This window comes from Paraburkholderia sp. (assembly GCF_050742655.1).
Taxonomy (GTDB): Bacteria; Pseudomonadota; Gammaproteobacteria; order Burkholderiales; family Burkholderiaceae; genus Paraburkholderia.
This window is the reverse complement of record NZ_JBOIGG010000017.1, coordinates 1-26,650: the sequence shown is the minus strand read 5'-3', so window position 1 is coordinate 26,650 and position 26,650 is coordinate 1. Positions and strand designations below refer to the sequence as shown.

The 26,650-nt window shown below is 64.2% G+C and carries 27 protein-coding genes and 1 pseudogene; 13 read left to right on the top strand and 15 right to left on the bottom strand.

The window, feature by feature from the left end; genetic code table 11:
- The first annotated feature begins 56 nt into the window (after positions 1-56).
- From ACREXZ_RS22415 to ACREXZ_RS22400, 4 genes and pseudogenes are all read left to right on the top strand, one after another.
- Complete coding sequence (locus ACREXZ_RS22415) at positions 57-1,238, top strand: MFS transporter (RefSeq protein WP_431766315.1); 1,182 nt, start codon at positions 57-59, stop codon at positions 1,236-1,238.
- Between the two features lie 6 nt (positions 1,239-1,244).
- A pseudogene (cysC, locus tag ACREXZ_RS22410) lies at positions 1,245-1,865 on the top strand (adenylyl-sulfate kinase); the annotation flags it as partial.
- Positions 1,862-2,041 (top strand): hypothetical protein, encoded by a 180-nt coding sequence (locus ACREXZ_RS22405; protein WP_431766314.1) that lies wholly within the window; start codon positions 1,862-1,864, stop codon positions 2,039-2,041. The pseudogene cysC and the gene ACREXZ_RS22405, both read left to right, overlap by 4 nt.
- Entirely contained in the window at positions 2,038-2,571 is a 534-nt protein-coding gene (locus ACREXZ_RS22400) for a hypothetical protein (protein ID WP_431766313.1), read from the top strand. The genes ACREXZ_RS22405 and ACREXZ_RS22400 overlap by 4 nt, the downstream gene beginning before the upstream one ends.
- Positions 2,572-2,654: 83 nt before the next feature.
- Here ACREXZ_RS22400 and ychF read toward each other — a convergent pair whose 3' ends face one another.
- Positions 2,655-3,749, bottom strand: a complete 1,095-nt coding sequence (gene ychF, locus ACREXZ_RS22395) for a redox-regulated ATPase YchF (RefSeq protein WP_431766312.1) — start codon at positions 3,747-3,749, stop codon at positions 2,655-2,657.
- Between the two features lie 425 nt (positions 3,750-4,174).
- Between ychF and ACREXZ_RS22390 the strand changes: the two genes are divergently transcribed.
- The 6 genes from ACREXZ_RS22390 (at position 4,175) to ACREXZ_RS22365 (ending at position 10,421) form a co-directional block, all read left to right on the top strand.
- A complete protein-coding gene (locus tag ACREXZ_RS22390; protein ID WP_431766311.1) occupies positions 4,175-4,708 on the top strand; it encodes a PAAR domain-containing protein in 534 nt (177 codons plus the stop codon).
- Positions 4,709-4,711: 3 nt separating this feature from the next.
- Complete coding sequence (locus ACREXZ_RS22385) at positions 4,712-5,320, top strand: T6SS effector amidase Tae4 family protein (RefSeq protein ID WP_431766310.1); 609 nt, start codon at positions 4,712-4,714, stop codon at positions 5,318-5,320.
- A gap of 423 nt (positions 5,321-5,743) precedes the next feature.
- Positions 5,744-6,913: a UbiH/UbiF family hydroxylase gene (locus ACREXZ_RS22380; RefSeq protein WP_431766309.1), complete on the top strand. Its 1,170-nt coding sequence runs from the start codon at positions 5,744-5,746 to the stop codon at positions 6,911-6,913.
- Between the two features lie 69 nt (positions 6,914-6,982).
- The gene (locus ACREXZ_RS22375) at positions 6,983-7,708 is read left to right on the top strand and encodes a DsbC family protein (protein ID WP_431766308.1); all 726 of its coding nucleotides are present in this window, start codon (positions 6,983-6,985) and stop codon (positions 7,706-7,708) included.
- Positions 7,709-7,801: 93 nt separating this feature from the next.
- Positions 7,802-9,604 (top strand): M61 family metallopeptidase, encoded by a 1,803-nt coding sequence (locus ACREXZ_RS22370; RefSeq protein ID WP_431766307.1) that lies wholly within the window; start codon positions 7,802-7,804, stop codon positions 9,602-9,604.
- A gap of 220 nt (positions 9,605-9,824) precedes the next feature.
- Positions 9,825-10,421, top strand: coding sequence for an FMN-dependent NADH-azoreductase (locus tag ACREXZ_RS22365; protein ID WP_431766306.1), 597 nt, complete (start codon positions 9,825-9,827; stop codon positions 10,419-10,421).
- Positions 10,422-10,535: 114 nt separating this feature from the next.
- On the opposite strand, the gene ACREXZ_RS22360 is transcribed toward ACREXZ_RS22365, so the two are convergent.
- The 8 genes from ACREXZ_RS22360 to rpe all read right to left on the bottom strand — a co-directional run bounded on the left by ACREXZ_RS22360 (position 10,536) and on the right by rpe (position 17,811).
- Positions 10,536-11,354, bottom strand: a complete 819-nt coding sequence (locus ACREXZ_RS22360; RefSeq protein ID WP_431766305.1) for a uracil-DNA glycosylase — start codon at positions 11,352-11,354, stop codon at positions 10,536-10,538.
- A 46-nt stretch (positions 11,355-11,400) separates the two neighbouring features.
- Complete coding sequence (locus ACREXZ_RS22355; protein ID WP_431766304.1) at positions 11,401-12,036, bottom strand: CYTH domain-containing protein; 636 nt, start codon at positions 12,034-12,036, stop codon at positions 11,401-11,403.
- Positions 12,037-12,060: 24 nt separating this feature from the next.
- A complete protein-coding gene (gene trpC / locus ACREXZ_RS22350) occupies positions 12,061-12,846 on the bottom strand; it encodes an indole-3-glycerol phosphate synthase TrpC (protein ID WP_431766303.1) in 786 nt (261 codons plus the stop codon).
- Positions 12,847-12,865: 19 nt separating this feature from the next.
- A complete protein-coding gene (gene trpD, locus ACREXZ_RS22345) occupies positions 12,866-13,897 on the bottom strand; it encodes an anthranilate phosphoribosyltransferase (protein WP_431766302.1) in 1,032 nt (343 codons plus the stop codon).
- A 17-nt stretch (positions 13,898-13,914) separates the two neighbouring features.
- On the bottom strand, positions 13,915-14,508 hold the full coding sequence (locus ACREXZ_RS22340; RefSeq protein ID WP_431766301.1) for an aminodeoxychorismate/anthranilate synthase component II: 594 nt from the start codon (positions 14,506-14,508) through the stop codon (positions 13,915-13,917).
- Positions 14,509-14,521: 13 nt separating this feature from the next.
- Complete coding sequence (gene trpE, locus ACREXZ_RS22335) at positions 14,522-16,015, bottom strand: anthranilate synthase component I (RefSeq protein ID WP_431766300.1); 1,494 nt, start codon at positions 16,013-16,015, stop codon at positions 14,522-14,524.
- Positions 16,016-16,402: 387 nt separating this feature from the next.
- Positions 16,403-17,125 carry a phosphoglycolate phosphatase gene (locus ACREXZ_RS22330; protein ID WP_431766299.1) on the bottom strand — a complete coding sequence of 241 codons (723 nt, stop codon included), beginning with the start codon at positions 17,123-17,125 and terminating at the stop codon, positions 16,403-16,405.
- A complete protein-coding gene (gene rpe / locus ACREXZ_RS22325) occupies positions 17,122-17,811 on the bottom strand; it encodes a ribulose-phosphate 3-epimerase (RefSeq protein WP_431766298.1) in 690 nt (229 codons plus the stop codon). The genes ACREXZ_RS22330 and rpe overlap by 4 nt, the downstream gene beginning before the upstream one ends.
- 230 nt (positions 17,812-18,041) lie before the next feature.
- Between rpe and apaG the strand changes: the two genes are divergently transcribed.
- On the top strand, positions 18,042-18,416 hold the full coding sequence (apaG, locus tag ACREXZ_RS22320) for a Co2+/Mg2+ efflux protein ApaG (RefSeq protein ID WP_431766297.1): 375 nt from the start codon (positions 18,042-18,044) through the stop codon (positions 18,414-18,416).
- A 39-nt stretch (positions 18,417-18,455) separates the two neighbouring features.
- Here the strand turns inward: apaG and ACREXZ_RS22315 are convergent, their stop codons facing one another.
- Positions 18,456-18,584, bottom strand: a complete 129-nt coding sequence (locus ACREXZ_RS22315; RefSeq protein WP_431766451.1) for a hypothetical protein — start codon at positions 18,582-18,584, stop codon at positions 18,456-18,458.
- Here ACREXZ_RS22315 and mltA point away from each other — a divergent pair.
- Complete coding sequence (gene mltA / locus ACREXZ_RS22310; RefSeq protein WP_431766296.1) at positions 18,550-19,734, top strand: murein transglycosylase A; 1,185 nt, start codon at positions 18,550-18,552, stop codon at positions 19,732-19,734. The genes ACREXZ_RS22315 and mltA overlap by 35 nt on opposite strands.
- Positions 19,735-19,749: 15 nt before the next feature.
- Here mltA and paaK read toward each other — a convergent pair whose 3' ends face one another.
- From paaK to paaN, 5 genes are all read right to left on the bottom strand, one after another.
- Positions 19,750-21,054: a phenylacetate--CoA ligase PaaK gene (gene paaK / locus ACREXZ_RS22305; RefSeq protein ID WP_431766295.1), complete on the bottom strand. Its 1,305-nt coding sequence runs from the start codon at positions 21,052-21,054 to the stop codon at positions 19,750-19,752.
- A gap of 57 nt (positions 21,055-21,111) precedes the next feature.
- Positions 21,112-21,546, bottom strand: a complete 435-nt coding sequence (gene paaI / locus ACREXZ_RS22300) for a hydroxyphenylacetyl-CoA thioesterase PaaI (protein WP_431766294.1) — start codon at positions 21,544-21,546, stop codon at positions 21,112-21,114.
- Positions 21,547-21,592: 46 nt separating this feature from the next.
- Positions 21,593-22,384 carry a 2-(1,2-epoxy-1,2-dihydrophenyl)acetyl-CoA isomerase PaaG gene (gene paaG / locus ACREXZ_RS22295; protein ID WP_431766293.1) on the bottom strand — a complete coding sequence of 264 codons (792 nt, stop codon included), beginning with the start codon at positions 22,382-22,384 and terminating at the stop codon, positions 21,593-21,595.
- A 53-nt stretch (positions 22,385-22,437) separates the two neighbouring features.
- A complete protein-coding gene (gene pcaF / locus ACREXZ_RS22290; protein WP_431766292.1) occupies positions 22,438-23,640 on the bottom strand; it encodes a 3-oxoadipyl-CoA thiolase in 1,203 nt (400 codons plus the stop codon).
- 109 nt (positions 23,641-23,749) lie between these two features.
- Positions 23,750-25,441, bottom strand: a complete 1,692-nt coding sequence (gene paaN / locus ACREXZ_RS22285) for a phenylacetic acid degradation protein PaaN (protein ID WP_431766291.1) — start codon at positions 25,439-25,441, stop codon at positions 23,750-23,752.
- A gap of 145 nt (positions 25,442-25,586) precedes the next feature.
- Between paaN and ACREXZ_RS22280 the strand changes: the two genes are divergently transcribed.
- Positions 25,587-26,363, top strand: coding sequence for an enoyl-CoA hydratase (locus ACREXZ_RS22280; RefSeq protein ID WP_431766290.1), 777 nt, complete (start codon positions 25,587-25,589; stop codon positions 26,361-26,363).
- Positions 26,364-26,650 lie beyond the last annotated feature (287 nt).

Below are 26,650 nucleotides of genomic sequence, written 5' to 3'. Positions count from 1 at the left end.
GCGCGGTGTGGAGGAGACAGTGGTGACTAGCTCAGTAACGGGACAGGGAGCGACAGATGGACGAGCGCACTGAAGCCAGCGTCAAGACATCGGGGTGGCGGTTCTACGGGACTTACATGCCGCTTTTTCTCGGCCTTTTCTGTTGTCACTTCGGCATCGGTGCGACGCTTTCCGTCCTGCCGTTCTACGTGAAAGACAGGATGGGCGGCGGCGACGTCAGCGTCGGTACGGTGATCGCTGCGATCGCGGTGGCCGTGGTGATTACGCGGCCCATCGCCGGGCGTCTGTCCGATCGCATCGGCCACAAGACACTGATGATGGCCGGGGCCGTGCTCTGCGCGCTCGCGGGTGCGAGCTATGCGGTGGCGTCGAACCTGGACGCGCTGGTCGCGGTCAGGGTGCTGCACGGCATCGGCGAGGGGGCGGTGTTCACGGCCGGCGCAACGTGGCTCGTCGCACTCGCGCCGGCCGAGCGGCGCGGCAAGATCGTCGGCCTGTACGGCGTTAGCATGTGGACTGGCGTCACGCTCGGCGCGCTCGCCGGCGTGATGCTCATGAAGGCGCTCGATTTCGGGTCGGTCTGGGCGGTCTGCACGGTCACGCCGGTGGTGGGCGCGCTGCTGATTTCGCGCAAGGCGGCGCCGGCACGTGTCCGCGCGGCGAAAAAGACGGCGTTCTTTCCGGGTACGGCATTCGTGCCTGGTATAGCGCTCGCGTTTGCATCGATGGGTTATGCGGCACTCGCGTCGTTCGTTTCGCTGCACATGGCGAAGCGGGGCATCGACAATGGCATCCTGGCGTTCAACGTGTTCGGCTTCGCGTATGTCGGGTCGCGGCTCTTCCTCGGTCACCTGCCCGACAAGCTCGGACCATACCGCGTCGCGCTGGGCGCCGCGCTTGTCGAGGCGTGCGGCCTTGCGCTGGTCGGCATCGCGCCTTCGCTTGCTGTTGCGGTAGCTGGCGGTTTTACGATGGGGCTTGGTTTGTCGCTGCTGTATCCGTCGCTTGCGCTCGTCGTGATCCGCAACACCGATACCTCGCAGCACGGCGCCGCGCTCGGGATGTTCACGTCGTTCTGGGATCTCGGCGTGGCCGCGGGCGGTATCGCTGCGGGCTTCGTCGCGAGCCGCACCGGCTACCCGGCGATCTACGCGGTTATGCTCGTATTCGCGGTCGCGTCGGCAGGTCTTGTCCCGCTTGCGGCGTTGCGTCGCACGGCGGCGGTATCGCAGCCCTAAGCCCACGCGGGGTGTCTGGAGAATTCGTCCATGAGTGGAAACAATCTCATCTGGCAGAACGTGACGATCGGTGCCGAAGCCCGCGCTGCGCAGAAGAACCAGCAGCCGTGCGTACTATGGTTCACCGGTTTGTCGGGAGCGGGTAAATCGACGATCGCGAATCTCGTCGACGAGCGGCTCTTCGCGCGCAACCGCCACTGCTTTGTGCTTGACGGTGACAACGTGCGTCAGCGGCTCAACCGCGATCTCGGCTTCACCGATGAGGATCGCGTCGAGAACGTGCGGCGTGCCGGCGAGGTCGCGAGGCTGATGGTCGATGCCGGACTGATCGTGCTCGTCACGTTCATCTCGCCGTTTCGCGAGCAGCGGCTCGCCGCACGGCGACTGTTCGGCGAACGCGAGTTCGTCGAAATCCACGTCGACGCACCGCTCGAGGTCGCGGAGGCACGCGATCCGAAGGGCCTCTATCGCAAGGCGCGCAGCGGACTCATCACGCATTTCACGGGTATCGACTCGCCCTACGAGGCGCCCGAACAACCGGAGCTACGTCTCGACACCGCGCAATGGAATGCGGAGCAGTCAGCGAACGCGGTCGTGGCCTGGCTGGATCGCGAGAAACTGATTTGAACGTCGACTTCGTGGTGATGGATGGCGCTATCGTCGGCGCCGCGTGCGCGTATTGTCTGGCCGAAGCGAGGCGCGTCGCGCTGCTCGCGCGCAAGTGGGCAGGCCCGCGCAGTATGATTGCCGACGACGTGCCGATGCTCGATGCCAGAGAACGCAAAGGAGAAGGACGCCGATGAAATACCTGACCGGTTGCCGCATCGCGGCACTCGTGATTTCGCTGGCAAGCCAGGTGACGCTCGCCGACGAAACGCGCGTGAACCGCGGCCACGATCCGTTCTTCCAGGTCTCGAAGGCGATCGCCGATTGCCCGGTGCCGCTCGGGCCGCTCGAGACCGAGCAGGAGTGGCTCGACGAGGCGCATTACCGGATCGAGCGCGGCAACAGCTGCTGGGTGGAGGGGCGTTGCCGGCTGTCGAACGGCTATCTGTACGACAAGGAGATCGAGGAGGCGGTTGGACGGCGCCTGACGAACATCAACTACGCGACCCATTGGCGTGACAGCACGACGCTGTGGCTCACGCTGCAACGGCGTTTTATCTATGTGGAAGGATGCGTGTCGCCGGACTTCGACAAGCAGAAGTTTCTGGTCGAACTCGGAAAGACCGCCGACGTCGATCAGGTGATCGACAAGACGATGAACGACCCGAAGGCCGTGCCACCGTACAAGACGGTAACCGGTGTGGACAAGACGTCGGGCGCGCAATGACGTCGACGCTGACCTGACGCAGGTTCTTCACGACCCCATGGCGCAAGGTCCATGGGGTCGTCAATCCGGGGTGTGGTTCGTCGTCAGACGTTGAACAGGAAGTTCATCACGTCGCCGTCGTGCACGACATATTCCTTGCCTTCGGCGCGCATCTTGCCGGCTTCCTTCGCGCCGTGTTCGCCCTTGTACGCGACGAAGTCCGCGAAGCCGATGGTCTGCGCACGGATGAAGCCGCGCTCGAAATCCGTGTGGATCACGCCGGCTGCCTGCGGCGCCGTGTCGCCGATGTGGATCGTCCACGCGCGTACTTCCTTCACGCCGGCGGTGAAGTAGGTCTGCAGACCGAGCAGTTTGAAGCCCGCGCGGATCACGCGATTCAGACCTGGCTCTTCCATGCCCATGTCGGCGAGGAAGACTTCCTTGTCTTCGTCGGCGAGATCGGCGATCTCCGCTTCGATCGCTGCACACACCGCGATGACCGGTGCGTTTTCCGCTTCCGCGTGGCGGCGGACTGCGTCGAGATGCGGGTTGTTCTCGAAGCCATCGTCCATCACGTTCGCGACGTACATCGTGGGTTTCGCGGTGATCAGGCAGAACGGCTTGAGGATCGCCTCTTCATCGTCCGACAGCGACAGCGCGCGGACCGGCTTCGCCTGGTCGAGCTGCGCGCGGACTTTTTCCAGCACGGCGGCGAGCTTCCCGGCTTCCTTGTCGTTACCCGATTTCGCGGCCTTCGAGTAGCGCGACAGCGACTTTTCGACGGTGGCGAGGTCGGCGAGCGCGAGCTCCGTGTTGATCACCTCGATGTCCGACAGCGGATCGACCTTGCCCGCGACGTGGATCACGTTGTCATCCTCGAAGCAGCGCACGACGTGCGTGATCGCATCGGTTTCTCGGATGTTCGCGAGGAACTGGTTGCCGAGCCCTTCGCCCTTGCTCGCGCCCGCAACGAGGCCCGCGATGTCGACGAATTCGACGACGGCCGGCACGATCCGCTCCGGCTTGACGATCTCGGCGAGTGCGTTCAGACGCGCGTCCGGCACCTCGACGATGCCGACGTTCGGTTCGATCGTGCAGAACGGATAGTTTTCGGCGGCGATGCCGGCCTTGGTCAGTGCGTTGAACAGGGTGGACTTGCCGACGTTCGGCAGGCCGACGATGCCGCATTTGAGGCTCATGGAAGACCTTTAATCAATCAGTGGATTTGCGACCGGTCGACGTGGGTCACAGCGCTCGGTGACAACTGGAGCGGGCAGTCGCAAGGTGAATCCGGGACGAGACAAACGGTACGAGGCCGGCGCATGGGCACGGTTTTGTACGGGTTTTGTGCTCGAAAGAGCGCAATTGTAACTCTTTCGGGGGCGTGGTTTGGTGAGGCGGGAGGAACTGGGGTGGCTTCGCGGTAGCGGCTGCATGAGGCCGGCGGCGGAGGTTTTCTCGCGGTGACAATTGTTGACATCGACCCGTGCGGGACACGTTAGCGTCGTGTGAGTAGGCCACGAACGTTTTACGAGGAGCGTGTCAGCGATGCCGAAGCAGCGGGAGAACGAAACGATGTGCCTGTTTGCCGCGACAGGCTCATCGCGTGTGCGAGACAGACATCATGCGTAAGGCCGCGATCAGGCACGGCGATCCCACGACGACCGGCGGCGTTGTCATCGCCTTGTCGTCCACCATCCACGATGGCACCAGGAAGGTTGCACTAAGTGGCGATCTGGCGACCTGCCGCAACTGCAAAGGCACATTCAGGATTTTCGGCACGGGCAAGGGAATGTCCGAGAAAGGCCGCGATGTCGTGATTGATGGGGATCGGGTGTTGTGTCCGTGCGGGAAAAACCGGGTCATCGTAGGGAGTAATCCGGGGATTTTTCTTGAGGGTGGTGGTGGGCTTGAGGGCTCGGGCGGTGTCGTTGCATCGACACAGTCAGACAGACAACCCTATGACGAACAGGTGCGCGTCGTTGCTCCCGGTGCGGTACTCGAAGGCTATCCGTATGTTATCGAGAACGCGGGTACCCGAATCGCTTCAGGCCATCTTGATAAAAGTGGGCGCTTGCCGCGCGTCTATACCGATTCTTGCGAAGACTACACGGTGCACTGGGGCGATGAAGCTCTCGCAAAGCAGGATGGAGCCTGAGCGATGCCGAACCGGAAGACAATTGTTAGAACGAACACCACGCCGGGTTCAATAAAGGAAGTGACGTTGAAGGTTGTCACCTTCGCCGAGTTGTGGAGAGCGTATCCCCATTCCGACCCGTGTATCGACCCGTCTACTGGCGAACCGGCCTTCGAGGACGAATGCGCTATTCGCTTTGGTACATGTCTCGCGGGTACAGGCATCACCAACAAGTCATTCAAGGGCGAGAAATGCTGGTTCCATGGTCATCCTCCTAGCCATATGCTTCGAGCAAAAGAAGTGTCGGAGTGGCTGCGGCGTCGTCCTTTTGCCGGTTGTCCGTCGCCGGAGACCGTGACGGGAGCGGACTGGCGAGATAAAGTAAAAGGCAAAACAGGGATCATTTTCTTTGGCAGTTATTGGCGGCGCAATCTCAAAGAAAAAACCCCGACGGGAGATCATATTGATTTGTGGAATGGAGATCGACTTACTCCAAGCTCCGAGACTACCCTTCGATTTACGCTTGGCATAAGCTGGATATGGAACCCGCTATCCTTCATTGGCGTCGGCCCGGAGAACCTTTACTCGAATCTTGCGGACTCTAAACTTGTCCTGTTCTGGGAAATCGCATGAGAGCAACGCTAACTATTACGTCCCTGTTCGTTTTTGGGGCATTAGCTGGAGGGCTTTTCGCGCTTTACATCGACCTGCCAGCGGGAACCGTCGAATGCAGCGACGCATGCGGTGCGCGTGCACTGGTGTTCGCCTTGCGCTGGGGTTTCGTTGCGGGGATATCGTCGGCAATTGCCGGCGGATTGATATTTACACGCGGTTCCGTCAAATCATCCGCAAGGCGATAGAGCAAGGCTCGCCTGGGTCAGGCTAAATTCATACTGTTTTGGGAAGCAAAGTGAGACGGATCGCGATTGCATCCGCTGACCCGTCTACTCGCAAGCCTTTGGGGACGAACGCATCGTCCGCTCCGGCACCGGTCGCTGTCTCAATAGCCGTTGCCCCCACCCCATCCGGACCGCCCCCCACAGCTATAATGCCCGGATGACCCATACCCAGACCTTTGACGCCGCCGTGATCGGCGGCGGGCTCGTCGGCAAGACCGCTGCGCTCGCGTTGACGCAGGGCGGACTGCGCGTCGCGCTGCTCGCGCAGCCGTGCGCGCCGCAGCCCGCCGACGAAGCCTTCGACGCGCGGGTCTATGCGCTGTCGGCGAGTTCGCAGGCGCTGTTCGAGCGGTTGCGCGTATGGCAGGCGCTCGATGCGTCGAAACTGGCGCCGGTCTACGACATGCGCGTGTTCGGCGATGCGCATGCCGAACTGCATTTCTCCGCGTTCCAGGCATCGGTGCCGCAACTCGCGTGGATCGCGGAGTCGTCGCTGATCGAGCGGGCGCTCGACGCCGCGCTGCGCTTCCAGGCCAACCTCACGTGGCTCGACACGCGCGCACAGGGTCTCGACGTGACGCCCACCGGCGCGACCGTCGCGCTCGCGAACGGCCGCGCGATCGCCGCGGATCTGGTCGTCGGCGCGGACGGCGCGCACTCGTGGGTGCGCGCGCAGATCGAGTCGAACGTGACGCGGCGCGATTACCGGCAAACCGGTGTGGTCGCGAACTTCAAGGCCGAGCGGCCGCATCGCGAGACCGCATATCAATGGTTTCGCGACGGCGAGATCGTCGCGCTGCTGCCGCTGCCCGACGGCCACGTGTCGCTCGTCTGGTCGGCGCGCACCGAACATGCGGACGAACTGCTCGCGCTCGATCCGGCGCAACTCGCGGCCGAAGTCGAGCGCGTGTCGCAGGGCGTGCTGGGCGGCCTCGAATGCGTGACGCCGGCGAAGGGCTTTCCGCTCGCGCTGCAAACGGTCGACCGTCTGATCGCACCGCGTGTCGCGCTGGTCGGCGATGCCGCGCATCTGATCCATCCGCTCGCGGGCCAGGGGATGAACCTCGGGTTGCGCGACGTGGCTTCGCTCGCCGACGTCGTCGCGCAGAAAGAAGCCTTCCGCGATACTGGCGATACCGTGCTGCTGCGCCGCTACGAGCGGTCGCGCCGCGAAGACATCCGCGCGCTGATGCTCGCGACCGACGGTCTGCAGAAGCTGTTCGCGGTGCCCGGGCCGTTTGCGCGCGTGGTGCGCAACGCGGGTATGGCGGTGCTCGGCGCGCAGCCGCTGGTCAAGCGCTGGCTGGTATCGGCGGCACTGGGGTAAGGGCGCCAGGCAGGAACACTCGAAGCAGGCGCGCGCATCCGGCGCGCGCGAACGAATCAGGGAATCAGCATGAACAAGTCTCTCCGTATCGCCGCGCTGGTCCTCGCGACCGTCACCGCGACGCTCGGCTGCACCGCGCAAGCCGACCAGACCACCGACAAACTGAAGGCGACCCTGCAGGCGCGCCTCGGCGACGTGACGATCAAGGGCGTGGCGAAATCGCCGATCGCGGGGCTGTACGAGGTGAATCTCGGGACGCAGATTCTGTACAGCGACGCGACGGGCGACTACGTGCTGCTCGGCGACCTCGTCGATGCGAAGACGCACAAGAACCTGACCGAAGCGCGTCTGTCGGAAACCAACCGGATCGACTTCGCGAGCCTGCCGTTCGCGAACGCGGTGAAGGTGGTGAAGGGCAACGGCAGCCGTCGCATCGCGGTGTTCTCCGATCCGAACTGCCCGTACTGCAAGCAGCTGGAAAACACGCTGAAGTCGGTCGATAACGTGACGGTCTATACGTTCCTGTACCCGGTGCTGACGCCCGATTCGGCAGTGAAGTCGAAGTCGATCTGGTGTTCGACTGATCGCGCGAAGGCGTGGGAATCGTGGATGCAGAACCATCAGGCGCCGACCGCCGCCGGCACCTGCGATACCGCAGCCATCGACAAGAACCTCGCGCTCGGCCAGGCGATGAACGTGACCGGCACGCCGACCGTGTTCCTCGCGGATGGCCGTCGTCTGCCGGGCGCCATTCCCGCCGACGAACTGAACAAGCAACTGTCGGCGGTGCATTAAGCGCCGCACGCAACGGGAGGCGCATCACGCGTCTCCCATCTGCATGTCGCAGTTTTCTCCTCTCCTCTTTCTCCGCCCGCATTCCTCCCGCCGATGAAGCCGATCCGCTACAGCATCGTCCCGAAGCAACCCGCCGCCCACCTGTTCGAAGTCACCGTCACCGTCGCCGATCCCGATCCGGCCGGGCAACGCTTCATGCTGCCCGTGTGGATTCCGGGCAGCTACATGGTGCGCGAGTTCGCGCGCAACATCGTCACGCTGCGCGCATTCAACGACGCGGGTCGCAAGGTGCGTATCGCGAAGACCGACAAGCACACGTGGCAGGCAGCGCCGGTGAAGGGCGCGTTGACGCTGCGCTACGAGGTCTATGCGTGGGACCTGTCGGTGCGCGCCGCGCATCTCGACGACACGACCGGCTTCTTCAACGGCACGAGCGTGTTTCTCGCTGTAGAGGGCCATGAAGACGCGGCGTGCGTCGTCGATATCCGCCGGCCGGACGGTGCCCAGTATCGTCAGTGGCGCGTCGCGACCGCGCTGCCGGAAGCGCGCGGCACGAAGCGGTACGGCTTCGGCGAATATCGCGCGCAGAACTATGACGAGCTGATCGACCATCCGGTCACGCTCGGCGAATTCGCGCTCGCGACGTTCAAGGCGCACGGCGTGCCGCACGACATCGTGATCGCGGGGCGAGTGGTCGGGCTCGACATGCCGCGGCTCGCCGCCGACCTGAAGCGCATCTGCGAAGCGCAGATCGCGCTGTTCGAACCGAAGTCGAAGAAAGCGCCGGTGGATCGCTACGTCTTCATGACGCAGGCCGTGACCGACGGCTACGGCGGTCTCGAACACCGCGCGTCGACGGCGCTCATCTGCAATCGCAGCGATCTGCCGGTGGCGGGCCTCGAAGCGATGACCGAAGGCTACCGGACCTATCTTGGCCTGTGCAGCCACGAATACTTCCATACGTGGAACGTAAAGCGCATCAAGCCGGCCGCGTTCGCGCCGTACGATCTGTCGCGCGAAAACACGACGTCGCTGCTGTGGCTGTTCGAGGGCTTCACGTCGTATTACGACGACCTGATCCTCGTGCGCAGCGGCGTGATTTCGCCGGACGACTATTTCGGGCTGGTCGGCAAGGTGGTGGGCGGCGTGTTGCGCGGCAGCGGCCGGTTCCGGCAGACCGTCGCGGAGAGTTCGTTCGACGCGTGGGTCAAGTATTACCGGCAGGACGAGAACGCCGCAAACGCGATCGTCAGCTACTACACGAAGGGATCGCTCGTCGCGCTCGCGTTCGACCTGTCGATCCGCGCGCAGACCGGTCATCGCAAGTCGCTCGACGACGTGATGCGGCTGCTGTGGCAACGCTATGGTCGCGACTTCTATCACGGCAAGCCGGTCGGCATCGACGAAGCGGACGTCGAGGCGCTCTTCGCCGAGGCGACCGGCGCGGATCTCGCGGAACTGTTTGCCGAGGGCGTGCACGGCACGGCCGATCTGCCGCTCGCCGAATTGCTGAAACCGTTCGGCGTATCGCTGAAGCCCGCGCAGGACGCACAGGCGAAATCGTCGCCCGCGTCGCTCGGCGCACGCGTGCGCAACGGCGCGGACTGCACGCTCGCCGTCGTGCACGACGGCAGTGCCGCGCAGAAAGCGGGGCTGTCGGCCGGCGACGTGCTGGTCGCGATCGACGGCCTGCGGGTGACCGGCAGCAATCTCGACACGCTGCTCGCGCGTTATCTGCCAGGCGCGAAGGTCGAGGTTCATGCGTTCCGGCGCGACGAACTGCGGGTCGCGCAGGTCGAACTCGACGCGCCGGAAGTGACCCGTTATGTGCTCGAAGCCACGGGCGACAAGGCCGCCCCGCGCAAGGCCCGTGAACGCTGGCTGAACGGCCGATAAGGCGTCGATCGGGCCGGGGTCGTTGCATCTGGCCCCGCAGGCGCGGCTTACGCTTTACTGTCGAAAGCGAAACGCTGCGACGTCTGCCCTAACGTCTGAACGTCGGATTGTTCTATGGCTGCAACAATGCTTCGCTGGGACGGTACTTTTTCGCGGCGCCGCAAAAAAACACAATGGCTCCACTCGCGCAAACGCTGCGCGCCCCTACTGGAGTCAAACGATGACCACGATCCTGCAAATCAATTCGGCCGCCCGCTCGCAAGGCGCGCAGTCGACGCTGCTGGTAAACGAACTGACGGAAAAGCTGAAGCAATCCCATCCGGACGCGCACGTCGTCGTCCGTAACCTGCAGGCTGAGCCGCTGCCCCACCTCGACGATGCGATCCTCGGCGCGTTCTTCACGCCCGCCGAACAGCGCAGCCCGGAACAACAGGCACTGTCCGCACGCAGCGAAGCGCTGATCGCCGAACTGCAGGCCGCCGATGTCGTCGTGATCGGTGCACCGATGTACAACTTCGGCATCTCGTCGCAACTCAAGACGTATTTCGATTTCATCGCTCGCGCGGGCATCTCGTTCCGCTACGGCGCGTCGGGTCCGGAAGGCCTCATAACGGGCAAGAAGGTGTTCGTCGTGTCGGCACGCGGTGGCAAGTACCACGGTACGCCGAACGACACCCAGACGCCGTACCTGAAGACGTTCCTCGGCTTCCTCGGCATGACCGACGTGACCTTCATCTACGCGGAAGGCCTGAACATGGGCCCGGACTCCGCCGCAGCCGCGCTCGCCGGCGCGCGCGACGCGATTGCCGCAGCGTAAGTCTGCCGATTTACCGTTGCCGCTGTCGCGGTGGCGGAGTCGTACAAAGCAAAACGCCACGGAATTTATCCGTGGCGTTTTGCTTTTTGGGGCGCGTCGTGTGTCGGGTCGGGTCTATGCGAGCGTTTCCGCAGTCTCGGGCAAGCGCCAGTCGATCGGTTCGCGACCCTGCTCGACAAGATAGGTGTTCGCGAGCGCGAAATGCCCGCAGCCGAGAAAGCCGCGATGAGCGGACAGCGGCGACGGATGCGGCGCCTCAAGCACTTTGTGCGACCGGCCGCCGAGCAGCGCGCGCTTCGCCTGCGCATGCGCGCCCCACAGCATGAACACGAGACCCTCGTGACGCTGCGCGAGTTCGTGAATCAGCGTGTCGGTGCAGCGTTCCCAACCGCGCTTCGCATGGCTTGCCGCGTTGTCACGCTCGACGGTCAGCACCGTGTTCAATAGCAGCACGCCTTGCCGCGCCCATGCGTCGAGGCAGCCGTGAGCGGGCGGCGGATGGCCGAGGCTCGCCGCGATTTCCTTGAAGATGTTCTTGAGCGACGGCGGCGGCCGCACCGAAGGCGGCACCGAAAACGCGAGACCGTGCGCCTGCGGCGTGCCGCGATCTTCGCCGTGATACGGATCCTGGCCGAGGATCACGACTTTCACGTCGTCGGGGCTGGTCAGACGCAACGCGCGAAATACGTCCGCCGGGTACACGGTCTTGCCGGCTGCCCGTTCGCCATCGACGAAACGACATAGCGGCGCATACGCGTCACTGTCGATGAACGGTTGCAGCAGCTTGCGCCACTCGGGCGGTAGCGCAGCGAACTGTGCTTCGAGCGATTGCATGGATGGTAGCGCCGGCACGGCGGAGGGGGCGGGCTCGTCGGCGAACAGCGAAGGCTGCGACGGCTGCGAGAGGGATCGGGATCGGGATGAGGACGTCATGACGCGCAAGTGTCGCAGCAAAGCTGCGGTAGCTCAAGGCGCGGGTTCAGCGTTCGCGCAGCCGGTAGCCGCGCTGCGCCTTGCTGATGTCGTCGGGGGCGAGGCCCGGTACCGCGGCGCACAGTTCGTCGGCGAGTGCGTGCAACGCGCGGTCGCCGTCGTTCCCGCCGCGCTTCAGCTCCAGCTCGACTTCGCAGATCGGTGCGCGCCGCGTGTTGCCGTCGATCACCGCGATCACTTCGCCGATATCGATCGCTGCTTCGATCTGGGCGTCAGCATGGTCGACGTGCCAGATCGTGCGCATGAAGTCGGTGCGAAACAATTCGATCAGTTCGGGCGCGGCGTGTCGTAATGCATCTGCAGCGGATGCATCGTCGCAGGCGTGCAGCAGCGCATCGATCTCGAGCGCGGGACCCGCGACGGGTATCTCCCATTCGTGCCGGCTGTGCAGGCCGCCGGTCGCGACACCTATGGTCTTGAACGTCTGCAGCCAGCCTTGCGGCGTCTGCCGCAAACGCAACGCGCTTTTTGCGCGGGCGAGTGCAAGCGCGGGCGTATCGAAGTAACGGTTTGCCAGCGGCAGCGGGTCACCGGCGTGGCCGGTGCGCGCGACGAACCATTGCGTGGCCGCAGGTACCTGGTCCGCCGGCAGCGCCAGCTTGATTTCACGTTCGATACCCATCGCGTGCTCAGTCAGGAGAACCGGTCAGAAGAACATCCGCGCGAGTTCCGCGCCTGGGTTGTCCGCGCGCATGAACGCTTCGCCGACGAGGAACGTGTTCACGTCCTGTGCGCGCAGCCGCTCCACATCCGCACGCGACAGGATGCCCGATTCGGTGACGACGATACGGTCGTCCGGAATCGAATCGAGCATGCTGATGGTCGTCTCGATCGACGTTTCGAACGTGCGCAGATTGCGGTTGTTGACACCGATCAGCGGCGTCTTCAGCGTCAGCGCTTCGGCAAGTTCGTCGTGATCGTGCACCTCGACCAGCACCGCGAGCCCGAGCGAATGCGCGAACGCTTCGAGGTCCTGCATCTGCGGTGTATCGAGCGCGGCTGCGATAAGCAGGATCGCATCCGCACCCATCGCGCGCGCTTCGACGATCTGATACGGATCGACGATGAAGTCCTTGCGCAGCACCGGCAGATCGCAGGCCGCGCGCGCTTCTTCGAGGTACGCGGCGCTGCCCTGGAAGAATTGCACGTCGGTCAGCACCGACAGGCACGCGGCGCCGTGCTTCGCGTACGACTGCGCGATGTCGGCGGGCACGAAATGCTCGCGTATCACGCCCTTCGACGGGCTCGCCTTCTTCACTTCGGAGATCACGGCCGCGACGCCGGCCGCGTGCTTCGCGCGCAGCGCGCCGACGAAGTCGCGCAGATCGCGCGCTGACGCTTCGAGCTTCAGTTCTTCGAGCGGCGCGCTCTGCTGCGCCGCGCGGATCTCGCTGCGCTTGACGTCGATGATGCGTTCGAGGATATCGCTCATGAGAATTCCGTACCGAAAATTACTGCCTGAATGGCTGGGTGAAGCGGACCAGTTCGTCGACCTTCGCGCGCGCGCGGCCGCTCGCGATCACTTCGCGCGCGATGCCGATGCCGTCAGCGATCGAGTCGGCGATGTCCGCTGCGTAGAGCGCGGTGCCTGCGTTCAGCACGACGATTTCGCGCGCGACGCCGGGCGTGTTGTCGAGCGCCTCGAGCAGCATCGCCTTCGATTCGTTCGCGTCCGCGACCTTCAGCGTGCGGTTCGACACCATCTGCATGCCGAAGTCTTCGGGATGGATTTCGTACTCGCGCACTTCGCCGTTACGCAGTTCGCCGACCTGCGTCGTCGCGCCGAGCGACACCTCGTCCATGCCGTCCATCCCGTACACGACGAGTACGTGCTTCGCGCCGAGACGCTGCATCACGCGGACCTGAATGCCGACGAGATCAGGGTGAAACACGCCCATCAGCTGGTTCGGCGCGCCGGCCGGATTGGTCAGCGGGCCGAGGATGTTGAAGATGGTCCGCACGCCGAGTTCGCGGCGTACCGGCGCGATGTTCTTCATCGCCGGATGATGGTTCGGCGCGAACATGAAGCCCATGCCCGTTTCGGCGATCGACGCAGCGACCTGATCCGGCTGCAGATCGATGTTCACGCCGAGCGCCTCGAGCACGTCGGCGCTGCCCGACTTGCTCGACACACCGCGGTTGCCGTGCTTTGCTACCTTCGCGCCGGCCGCCGCGGCGACGAACATCGTCGCCGTCGAGATGTTGAACGTGTGCGCGCCGTCGCCGCCGGTACCGACGATATCGACGAAGTTCGAGTTGTCCGGCACGTCGACGTGCAGCGCGAATTCACGCATCACCGTCGCGGCCGCGGCGATTTCGCCGATGGTTTCTTTCTTGACACGCAGCCCGGTGATGATCGCTGCCGACATGACCGGCGACATGTCGCCGCGCATGATGAGGCGCATCAGGTGCAGCATTTCGTCGTGGAAGATCTCGCGATGCTCGATCGTGCGCTGGAGTGCTTCCTGTGGGGTAATCGACATGATTTCGGCCTCGATCTTCATGCGTGGCGATGCCGGTCGGCGGATTTCGACTGCTTGACGAAATTCTCCAGCAGCGCGTGACCGTGTTCGGACAGGATCGATTCTGGATGAAACTGTACGCCTTCGACCGCGAGCGTTTTGTGACGCACGCCCATGATCTCGCCATCCTCGGTCCACGCCGATACCTCGAGGCAATCGGGCAGCGATTCGCGTTCAATGGCGAGCGAGTGATAGCGGGTCACGGTGAAGTGCTTCGGCAGGTCGGCGAACACGCCTTTGCAGTCGGTTTCGATCTCGCTCACCTTGCCGTGCATGATGGTCTGCGCGCGCACCACGCGGCCGCCGAATGCTTCGCCGATCGCCTGATGGCCGAGGCACACGCCGAGAATCGGCACCTTGCCGGAAAATTCGCGCAGCACGTCGAGCGTGATGCCCGCATGTTGCGGGTTGCTCGGTCCCGGTGACAGGCAGATGCGCTCGGGCTTCAGTGCGGCGATTTCGTCGAGCGTGATTTCGTCGTTGCGATGGGTCCGCACGTCTTCGCCGAGTTCGCCGAAGTACTGGACCAGGTTATAGGTGAACGAGTCGTAGTTGTCGATCATCAGCAGCATGGTCTGTCTCCGGTCAGAAGTCGCTATCGAGGCCGTCCTGCACCTGCTCGGCGGCGCGCAGCACCGCGCGCGCCTTGTTCTCGGTCTCTTGCCATTCGGATTCGGGTACCGAATCCGCGACGACGCCCGCTGCGGCCTGCACGTACAGGTTGCCGTTGTGGATCACGCCGGTGCGGATCGTGATCGCGAGATCCATCTCGCCCGTGAACGACACATAGCCGACTGCGCCGCCGTACAGCCCACGCTTCACGGGTTCGAGTTCGTCGATCAGTTCCATCGCACGGACTTTCGGCGCGCCCGACAGCGTGCCGGCCGGGAAGGTCGCGCGCAGCACGTCGAAGTTCGTCATGCCTGGCTTCAGTTTGCCTTCCACCGAGCTCACGATGTGCTGCACGTGCGAGTACTTTTCGATCGCCATCTTGTCGGTCACCACGACCGAGCCGATCTGCGCGATACGACCGACGTCGTTGCGCGCGAGGTCGATCAGCATTACGTGCTCGGCGACTTCCTTTGGGTCGTTCAGCAGTTCGGTGGCGAGTTCAGCATCGCGCTCGGGCGTGTTGCCGCGCGGCCGCGTGCCCGCGAGCGGACGGATCGTCACGATGCGATCTTCGCCGCGCTTTTCCTGGCGCACGAGAATTTCCGGCGATGCACCCACCACATGGAATTCGCCGAAGTTGTAGTAGTACATATACGGAGACGGATTCAGCGAGCGCAACGCGCGGTACAGCGACAGCGGATTGTCGCGATACGGCTTGGTGAGGCGCTGGCCGACCTGCACCTGCATCAGTTCGCCGGCCGCGATGTATTCCTTCGCCTTGCGCACGGCGGCGAGGTAGTCGTCTTTCGCGAACTCGCGATACGTTTCGGTGCGCACGCTCGCCGACGTGACCGGCGGCTGCACGGTGGTACGCAGACGCTGGCGCAGTTCGCGCAGACGCTGCTTCGCGCGGGCGTAGGCTTCGGGTGTGGTCGGGTCGACATAGATCACGAGATACAGCTTGCCCGCGAGGTTGTCGATCACCGCGACCTCTTCGGTCAGCAGCAGCTGGATGTCGGGGAGATTCAGATCGTCGGGCGGCGCGGTGTGCGCGAGCTTCTTTTCGATATAGCGCACCGCGTCGTAACCGAAGTAGCCCGCGAGGCCGCCGGCAAAACGCGGCAGGCCCGGGCGCTGTGCGACCTTGAAGCGTTTCTGGAACTGCTCGATGAACGTGAGTGGATCGTCTTCGTGGGTTTCGACGACCTTGCCGTCCTTCACCACTTCGGAGATGCCGTTGCGCGTGCGGATCAGCGTGCGTGCCGGCAATCCGATGAACGAATAGCGGCCGAACCGTTCGCCGCCCACCACCGACTCGAGCAGGAACGAATTGGCGCCGTTGCGTTCGGGCTGCGCGAGCTTCAGATAGAGCGACAGCGGCGTGTCGAGATCGGAGAGCGCTTCGGCGATCAGCGGAATGCGGTTGAAGCCCTCGTTCGCGAGAGACTGGAATTCGAGTTCGGTCATGTTCCGATCCTGTTCGTGCGTCCGGCGGCAGGCAGCGCCGGACAATGCAGTGTGTTGCGCTGCCGGTTGCGGGTGCCGTCGACGGTGTCGGGCGGGAGCGACCGGTGCGGAGCAGAACCTGGAGGTGCGGTGCGCGCATCGGGTGGATCGTCGCGGTGCCTGAAGCAGCACATCAGGTACGCGGCGACGGTCAAGCCGACAAAGCGGGACCAGCAACAAACAACCAGGAAAAGTGCGCGAGCGCAGCGAAGTAAAAAACGGTGCCGAAGTCGGGCTTCAGCGTACCTCAAGCGAGGTGTCAGTGCGACCAGCGACGCCAGGGCCAAGCTCCCCGGTCGATGCTGCTCAGACTCCGTTTTTTATTCAGAAACATGAGGAAGGACTTTGTTAAGCCGGTGATTGATATGCCGCGATTGCCTTGGCGGCATCGAGGAGCGAGGCAACTATACCATCCGATTTTATCGTTTGTACAGCCTGCCCATGATTGTAGCCGTAGGGCACCGTGAGGGTCGCCATGCCCGCCGCGCGGCCCGCCAGGGCGTCGTTTTCGGAGTCGCCGATCGCGACCGCCGCTTCCGGCGCCACGCCGAGCGCGGCGCACGCGTGCAGCATCGGCAGCGGGTCGGGCTTCTTCTTCGGCAGGCTGTCGCCGCCCAGCACGATGTCGAAGTACCGCAGCAGCCCGTACTGTTCGAGCAGTTCGACCGCGAAACGGTGCGGCTTGTTGGTCACGCACGCGAGCTTCAGGCCCGCCGCGTGCATCGCGGCGAGGCCGGTTTCGACGTCGGGATAGAGCGTCGTATGGCGGCCGTTGATCTTCGCGTACCCGGCTTGATAGAGCGCGAGCGCCTCGTCGAAGCGCGCCTGCGCGCGCTCGTCGCCGAAGCGCGGCACGAGCACACTGCGGACCAGATGCTCGGAACCCTTGCCGACGTAGCCGATCACTTCTTCGCGCGACGTGTGCTCCGCGTCGAGTTGCGCGAGCATGCCGTTCAGGCCCGCGGTGAAATCGTCGGCGGTATCGATCATCGTGCCGTCGAGGTCGACGATCGCGGCCCGCACGCGCGGCCCGGTGAATGCCGGCGCGGCGAACGGAGGCGTTGCGGTCATGGCTGGCGCGCGACGGTGGCGAGCGCCCCGCGCATTTCGTCGATGACCGCCTTGTAGTCCGGTTTGCCGAAAATGGCCGAGCCCGCGACGAACGTGTCCGCGCCGGCGGCTGCGATTTCCGCGATGTTGTCGATCTTCACGCCGCCGTCCACTTCGAGATGGATGTGGCGGCCGGTGCGCTCGTTATAGGCATCGATTTTCGCTCGCGCTTCGCGCAGCTTGTTCAGCGCCTCAGGGATGAACGACTGCCCGCCGAAGCCCGGATTCACCGACATGATCAGCACGAGGTCCACCTTGTCCATCACGTGATCGAGGTAGTTGAGCGATGTGGCCGGGTTGAACACGAGGCCGGCCTTGCAGCCGTGATCGCGGATCAGCGACAGCGTCCGGTCGATGTGATCGGAGCCTTCAGGGTGAAAGCTGATCACGTTAGCCCCGGCCTTCGCGAAGTCCGGCACGATGCGGTCGACCGGGCGCACCATCAGATGCACGTCGATCGGCACCTGAACGTGCGGGCGGATCGCTTCGCAGACGAGCGGGCCGATCGTCAGGTTCGGCACGTAATGATTGTCCATCACGTCGAAGTGAATCCAGTCGGCGCCGGCGGCGACAACGTTACGGACTTCTTCGCCGAGCCGCGAGAAATCAGCGGACAGGATGCTGGGAGCGATGTGGAATTGCGTCATGGCGGGGAGTGGCTGACGGGAAAACCGTTATTTTACCGGTTCGCCGACGGATGCGGCCTCGTCCGGACGGGAGACGCCGGTTGCGGGTCCGCGTGGCATCAAGCAGAATGCCAATCCATGACGAGCCTCCCGCCGGCCGGCCGGGAATCCGGTCGGAGACCCATTGGCGAGCGGGCTTCGCGAAGACTTTTCACCTTATCTTCATCAGACCGGAAGCGAGCGGAACCAGGATGAGTCAGTACGAATTCAGCGTGTCGTCGCAGGTGCAATACCTGCCCGAAGAGTCGGACCCGGAACATCGCCAGTATGCGTTCGCCTATACGCTGACTATCCGCAATAGCGGGCAGGTGCCCGCCCAACTGATCGCCCGCCACTGGGTCATCACCGATAGCGAATCGCGCGTGCAGGAAGTGAAGGGGCTCGGCGTAGTCGGCCATCAGCCGCTGCTCAAACCCGGCGAACAATTCGAATATACGAGCTGGGCGGTGATCGCGACGCCGGTGGGCACGATGCGCGGAGAGTACTTCTGCGTGGCCGAGGATGGTGAGCGGTTCGACGCCCCGGTTACTGAATTCATCCTGCGCATGCCGCGCACGCTGCATTGAACGCGTGCCCGCGTTCAATGTCTGTCGACAGTCCCGACGCTATTTGTCGCGCGACGCCTTCTTCTTTCCGGACGTGGTCCACACCACGATGAAAATCAGCAGCCCCAGCGCGAGCAGCGATTCCAGCGCGAATATGAGCATCGGGTATTCGTCGAGCAGATCAGACATGGCGGTTTCCATCAAGAGCGAACATTGTATGCGTATTATCCGGCGGGCCGTCGCGTGGGCCGGCACCGTGTCGATAGCGGTACTGCTCGCCGCGTGCGGCGGACGCGAAGCGGTACGGCCCGGCGCTCCGCCGACTGGAGCGGCGATCATCCCCGGGCAGATCGCGCCTGCGCGGCTGACGCAGGTAGAGTGGCAGCAGGTGCCGGGCTGGCAGGACGATTCGCTGATCGGCGCGACCGCGGCGCTGCGGCAGAACTGCGTGCGGCTTGCGCGTCAGGCCAGCTGGCAGCGTGCGTGCACGGCTGCGAACCAGCTCGACGACCTCGACGTAGCCGGTGCGCGGACGTTCTTCGAAACCTACTTCGCACCGTTTCAGCTCGCCAATAACGACGGCACGCTCGACGGTCTCGTGACGGGCTATTACGAGCCGCTGCTGCGCGGCTCGCGCACGCGTCAAGGCGTTTATCAGACGGCGCTGTATCGTTGGCCCGCCGGCTATCGGACGGGTACGGCGCTGCCGTCGCGCGCGCAGCTTGAGCGGTCCGGCGTGCTGAACGGCAACGAACTCGTGTGGGTCGACGATCCGATCGAAGCGTTCTTTCTGCAGGTGCAGGGCTCCGGGCGCGTCGTGATGGAAGACGGCAGCGTGATGCGCGTGGGCTTCGGCGGGACCAACAACCAGCCGTACCGGTCGATCGGCCGCTGGCTGCTCGACCGCGGCGAAGTGACGCCGGCACAGGCGACGATGCAAGGCATCAAGGCATGGGCGCGCGCGAACCCGACGCGCGTCGATGCACTGCTCGATACGAACCCGCGCTTCGTTTTCTTCCGCGAGATGTCTTCGGCCGAACCGTCGGCTGGCGGCGGCGCGGATGGCCCGATCGGCGCGCTGGGCGTGCCGCTGACACCCGAACGTTCGATTGCAGTCGACCCTTCGTCGATTCCGCTCGGCACGCCGGTGTTTCTGCAGACCACGCGTCCACTGACCAACCAGCCGATGAATCGCCTCGTGTTCGCGCAGGACACTGGCTCGGCGATCAAGGGCGGCGTGCGTGCGGATTACTTCTGGGGGCTCGGCGACGACGCAGGCGACCTCGCCGGCAAGATGAAACAGGCCGGCCGGATGTGGCTGCTGCTGCCGCGCTCGTGACGCGGCGATCATCCGCTATGCGCCCGTGAGGCGCTTGTCGATCACGCGTCTCGCCTTGCCCACCGACCGTTCGATCCCGTTGACCCCGAGCACCTTGACCACCGCGCTCACGCCGATCAGCGCCTTGATGTCGTAGGTGAGCGCGTGCCGGGCCGCGTCGAGCGCGGTGGTGTCCGGCGCGGTTTCGGGACACGGCTCGACATTCAGCGTCAGCACGTCGAGCGGACCTTCCTTCGTCAACACAATCTGATAGTGCGGCGCGAGTGCGTGCTGCTTCAACAGCAGCTCTTCGATCTGCGTCGGGAATACGTTCACGCCGCGCACGATCATCATGTCGTCCGAGCGGCCGGTGATCTTTTCCATGCGCCGCATCGTGCGCGCGGTGCCGGGCAAGAGGCGCGTCAGATCGCGTGTGCGATAACGGACGATCGGCAGCGCTTCCTTGGTCAGCGACGTGAACACCAGTTCGCCGAGCTCGCCGTCGGGCAGCACCTCGCCGGTATCCGGGTCGATCACTTCGGGATAGAAGTGGTCTTCCCAGATGGTCGGACCGTCCTTCGTTTCCACGCATTCCGACGCGACACCCGGACCGATCACTTCCGACAGACCGTAGATGTCGACCGCGTCGATACCCATGCGCTGTTCGATCGCGAGGCGCATGTCGTTGGTCCACGGCTCCGCGCCGAAGATGCCGGTGCGCAGCGAGCACGTTACCGGGTCGATGCCCTGGCGTTCCAGTTCGTCGGCGATCGACAGCATGTAGCTCGGCGTCACCATGATGATGTCGGGCCGGAAATCCTGGATCAGCTGCACCTGCTTCTCGGTCTGGCCGCCGCCGAACGGAATGACGGTGAGACCCGCGCGCTCGGCGCCATAGTGCGCGCCGAGACCGCCGGTGAAGAGGCCGTAGCCGTAGCTGATGTGCACCTTGTCGCCGGCACGTGCGCCCGCCGCGCGGATCGAGCGCGCGACGAGGTTGGCCCACGTGTCGATGTCGCGCGCGGTGTAGCCGACGACCGTCGGCTTGCCGGTCGTACCCGACGATGCATGGATGCGCGAGATGCGTTCCTGCGGCACGGCGAACATCCCGAACGGATAGTTGTCGCGCAGATCTTTTTTCGTCGTGAACGGGAAGCGCGACAGGTCGGCGAGCGAATGCAGCTCCGACGGATGGATGCCGGCTTCGTCGAATTTGTGCCGATACACCGGCGAGTTTTGGTATGCGTGTGCGAGCGACCATTTCAGTCGTTCGAGCTGCAGTGCGGCGAGTTCGTCGCGGCTCGCCGTTTCGATCGGCTCGAGCGGGAGCGGGGTGGTCATCGATGTCTCCTTGGCTTTTTGTCGGAACAGGGTGTGTGCGGTGCCGGCGGCTGTGGGCTAGCTGTCCTGCGACGGAATCACGGTGCCGCGAATCTGCGCGGACTTGCCGCGGAACATCGCGACGACTTCGCCGCCCCGGTTGGTCACACGAATATCGTAGATGCCGTTGCGCCCGCTCAGCGTCTGCTCGACAGCCTCCGCGGTCAGCACATCGCCGCCCGATACCGGGCGCAGGAATTCGATCGAGCAGCCCGACGCGACCGTATTGACGTTGTACGAATTGCACGCGAACGCGAAGGTGGAATCGGCGAGTGTGAAGATCAGGCCGCCGTGGCAGATCTCGTGGCCGTTCAGAAAGTCGCTGCGCACGGTCATCTGCATGCGCGCGTAGCCGGGACGCACGTCGAGCAGTTCGATGCCGAGCGCGCGGCTGCAGCGGTCGGCGTCGTACATGGATTGCGCGGTTGCGCGCGCGAGTTCGTCGGGTGTCATCGCGGATGGGTCTCGGGTTTGTGTCGCTCGGGTTTGTGTCGACATGTCAGCGCCCCTCGAAGCGTGGCGCGCGCTTTTCGATGAAGGCCTGCACGCCTTCCGCGTAATCGTGCGACGCGCCTAGGTCGCGCTGCAGATCGCGTTCGAGATCGAGCTGCCCGTCGAGCGTGTTCGTGACGCTGGCGCGCAATGCGCGCTTGATCGACGCGATCGCGCGCGTGGGTTGCTGCGCGAGCTGCGTCGCGAGTTGCGTGGCTGTCGTAGACAGTTCCGCATCGTCGACCACGCGCCAGATCATCCCCCAGCGTTCGGCTCTCTCCGCATCGAGTTTCTCGCCGGTGAGGGCGAGTCCGAGTGCCCGTGCCATACCGACGCGTTGCGGAAGAAACCACGTGCCGCCCGAGTCGGGCACGAGGCCGATCTTCACGAAGGCCTGGATGAAGCTCGCCGAGCGTGCGGCGACAACCAGGTCGCACGCGAGCGCGAGGTTGGCGCCGGCGCCGGCGGCGGTGCCGTTCACCGCGGCGATTACCGGCAGCGGCAATGCCTGCAGACGCCGGATCAACGGATTGAAATGAGCGTCGATCAGATCGCCGAGATCGGTCATCGCGCCCGGCGTGAAGTCGAGATCGGCGAGATCCTGACCGGCACAGAAGCCGCGACCCGCGCCGGTGAGGACCAGGGCACGGGCGCCGGCTGCTTCGACCTGGTCGAGCGCTTCGGCGAGTTCGCCGTGCATCGCGCGCGTGAAGCTGTTGAGCTTGTCCGGGCGGTTTAGCGTGACGGTCGCGACGCGCGTCGATGCGTCGACGGCGACCTGGATCGTTTCGTATGACATGTTTTGTCTCCTCCTGACGTACCGTGTGCGGTGTCCGCTGCGTTCTGATCTGTTCAGATCCGCTCGATCGCGAGCGCGATGCCCTGGCCGACGCCGATGCACATCGTGCACAGCGCAAAGCGGCCGTTGCTGCGCTCCAGTTGATACAGCGCCGTCGTGACGAGCCGCGCGCCAGATGCGCCGAGCGGATGCCCCAGCGCGATGGCACCGCCGTTCGGATTGACGCGCGGATCGTCGTCGCGCAAACCGAGCGTGCGCAGCACGGCAAGACCCTGCGATGCGAACGCTTCGTTCAGTTCGATGACGTCGAACTGCTCTAGCGACATGTTGAGTTGCGCGAGCAGCTTTTGCGTCGCGGGCGCGGGACCGATGCCCATAATGCGCGGTTCGACGCCGGCCGTCGCCATGCCGAGCACGCGGGCGCGGCGACGCAGGCCGTATTGGTCCGCAGCCGCGTGATTGGCGAGCAGCAACGCGCACGCGCCGTCGTTTACACCGGACGCATTGCCTGCCGTCACGGTGCCGTCGGCGCGCACGACGCCTTTCAGTTTCGCTAGCGCGTCGAGCGAAGTTTCGCGCGGATGCTCGTCGAGCATGACGCGCAACGGGTCCCCCTTTTTCTGCGGGATCTCGACGGCGACGATTTCTTCGGCGAGCCGGCCTTCGCGCTGCGCGGCCGCCGCTTTCTGCTGGCTGCGCATCGCGAACGCGTCCTGATCGGCTCGAGCGATGCCGAATTCGACCGCGACGTTTTCCGCGGTTTCTGGCATCGAATCGACACCGTAGTCGCGTTTCATCAGCGGATTGACGAAGCGCCAGCCGATGGTCGTGTCGTGAATCTCGGCCTGACGCGAGAACGCTGACGTTGCTTTGCCCATCACGAACGGTGCACGCGTCATGCTCTCGACGCCACCCGCGATCATCAGGCGCGCTTCACCCGCCTTGATCGCGCGGGCGGCCGTGCCGACCGCATCCATGCCGGAGCCGCACAGTCGGTTGATCGTGGCACCGGGCGCGTCGGTCGGCAAGCCGGCCAGCAAGGCCGACATGCGCGCGACGTTGCGATTGTCTTCGCCGGCCTGGTTCGCGCAGCCATAGATGATGTCGTCGAGCGCGCGCCAGTCGACGCCCGGGTTGCGGGCGATCAGTGCCTTGATCGGCACGGCGCCGAGATCGTCGGGGCGCACGTCTTTCAGGGCGCCGCCGTAACGGCCAAACGGGGTGCGAATCGCGTCGCAGATAAAGGCATCGGTCATGTTGTGTTCCTGCGTCGAGCCGAGCGGTGGTAATCGTTCATCAGGCTCATGTTATTCGGAGCGTGGCCCCGGTTCCATCCGGCCAAACGGCATAGTCTGTCCGGCTGACTTATGCAGATGCGGATACCGGCTCAACATGAACGCGACTTTGAACGACACGGAAGCGGCTCGCGACGAATGCGGCATCGGCGAGCGCGGCATTGGCCGCGGGGTTCGCGCCGGTGCCGTGAAAGTCGGAGAACGCGGCGGACTGATTGACGAAAACGCCACCCGTCAGATTGATCGACAGAGCGACGCCGCCACGGACCGATGCTTCGTGCGCGGCTTCGACGACGACATCGTCGGTGCTGTAGATCGACAGTGTCAGTGCGCCGTGTTCGGCGGCGATCGAACCGGCGAGGTCGAGCGATTGAGCGGTGGAGTCGGTCGCGATGACAAACGAGATCGGGCCGAACCATTCGCGTGTGAACTGTCCGGCATCGGTGGCGGCGTCGAGCTTCAGCACGAGCGGCGTGCGGACGCGCGCGCCGGCAAAGGCGGGATGTTCGAGCGTCTGGCTGGCGACCAGCACGGGGCCGAGCTGGCGTGCTTCGTCGATGCGGTGCGTGACGCCGTCGTTCTGGATTGCGCCCAGCAGTTCGACGGCACGGGCCGGATCTGCAACGAGCTTCTGCACGGCGCCCGCGATTGCTTCGGCGACCGCGTCGAATCCGAGCACGCCTTCGGGCGTACGGATGCCGTCGCGCGGAACGTAGATGTTCTGCGGAGCCGTACACATCTGGCCCGAGTACAGCGCGAGCGAGAAAGCGATGTTGCGCGCGACGGCCTTGATGTCGTCGGCCGAGTCGATGACGATCTGGTTCACGCCCGCTTTCTCGGTGAAGACCTGTGCCTGATGCGCATGCCGTTCCAGCCACGTGCCGTTCTGCGTGCTGCCGGTGAAGTCGATGAGCCTGATTTCCGGACGCAGCGCGAGATCCTGGACGAGCGCGCCGTCATTGGGTTCGGTTGCGAGGAGCGTCACGACGTTCGGATCGAAACCGGCTTCGCGCAGCACGTCGCGCGCGATGCGTACGGTGATCGCGAGCGGCAGGATCGCGCCGGGATGCGGTTTGACGATCGCCGTGTTGCCGGTGGCGAGATCGGCGAAGAGGCCGGGATAGCTGTTCCACGTCGGGAACGTGCAGCAGCCGAGGACAAGGCCGGTGCCGCGCGGCACGATCGTGTACCGCTTCTTCATCGCGAGCGGCGGGTTCTTGCCTTGCGGCTTTTCCCAGTGCGCGTCCGTCGGCACCCGGCGCAACTGGTCCCATGCGTAGGCGACCGCCTCGAGCGCGCGGTCCTGCGCATGCGGGCCACCGGCCTGGAACGCCATCATGAATGCCTGGCCGGTGGTGTGCATCACGCTGTAGCCGATCTCGAAGCTGGCGCGGTTCACGCGCGCGAGAATCTCGAGGCATACGCCTGCCCATGCTTGCGGACCAGCCGTGCGCCACGCGCGTTGCGCGTGCGCGGCGGCGGCGATCAGCGCGTCGGGGTCGGCCTTCGGGTAGCGGATACCGAGCGGAAAGCCGAACGGCGAGACTTCCGTACCGACGGTTTCGCCGGTGCTGGGTTGGTCGAGTTCGAACGGCTTGTCCAGATGGGCTTTGAACGCCGCTTCACCGTCCGCATTCGCGGTTTCCCCGTACACTTTCGGACTGGGCATTTCGGCGAACGGGCTCCAGTAGCCGCGCGTCTCGATGGCGGCGAGCGCCTTGTGCAATGTGTCTTCGTGCTTCGTGAACAGAGGATGTGTCATGACAGAAGGAATGCCGAACAGAAGTTTGGGGGAAATCCTGGCGAATAATTAACCGACCGGTTGGTTGGTGAATGTTAGCATTGATTGGGCGGCCTGCGCGAAGTGTTTTTCGCGCGGATTCACTTATGCAAACCAAGGAGCACTCATGACGTACGAAAACATTCTGGTCGAGACCCGCGGTCGCGTCGGCCTGATTACGCTGAACCGTCCGAAGGCATTGAACGCGCTGAACGATGCGTTGATGGACGAGCTAGGCGCGGCGCTCAAGGCATTCGATGTCGACGACGGCATCGGCGCGATCGTCGTGACCGGCAGCGAGAAGGCGTTTGCTGCGGGCGCGGATATCGGAATGATGGCGACCTACAGCTATATGGACGTCTATAAGGGCGACTACATCACGCGCAACTGGGAAACGGTCCGGACGATTCGCAAACCGATCATCGCCGCAGTCGCTGGCTTCGCGCTGGGTGGCGGCTGTGAACTGGCGATGATGTGCGACATCATTTTCGCTGCCGACACGGCGAAGTTCGGGCAACCCGAAATCAAGCTCGGCATCATGCCGGGCGCCGGTGGGACGCAGCGTCTGCCGCGCGCCGTTTCAAAAGCGAAAGCGATGGATATGTGCCTGACCGCGCGCTTCATGGATGCCGCCGAAGCGGAGCGAGCGGGACTGGTGTCGCGGGTGATACCGGCGGCGTCGCTGATCGACGAGGCTATTGCCGCCGCGTCGACAATTGCTGAGTTTCCGTTGCCGGCCGTGATGATGGTGAAGGAGTCGGTGAATCGCGCCTATGAGACGACGCTGGCGGAAGGCGTGCATTTTGAACGCCGGCTGTTCCATTCGCTGTTCGCCACCGAAGATCAAAAAGAGGGAATGGCGGCGTTCGTCGAGAAGCGCAAAGCGGTCTTCAAACATTGCTAGAAATAACGCTTGCCAGGGCGAGATGAGGTGACTAGAATTGCGGACTTTCGCGCTTCGGGAAACGGGGTGCGGGAAGACGGGAGAGCCAGCAATGGCGGGGATTTCCGGGCGAGTGGTGGCGGGGGAGAAGTGATAAACCTGTTGACGCTCGAGAGGAAAGTCTCCATAATCTCGTTTCTCTGCTGCAGGGCGGCAGACGGTGAGCGGGGCGGCGGTGGGAGTGCTGTCTGGTGAGCCGGAACTGATCTTTAAAAACTAACAGCCGATAAGTGTGGGCGCTTGATGGC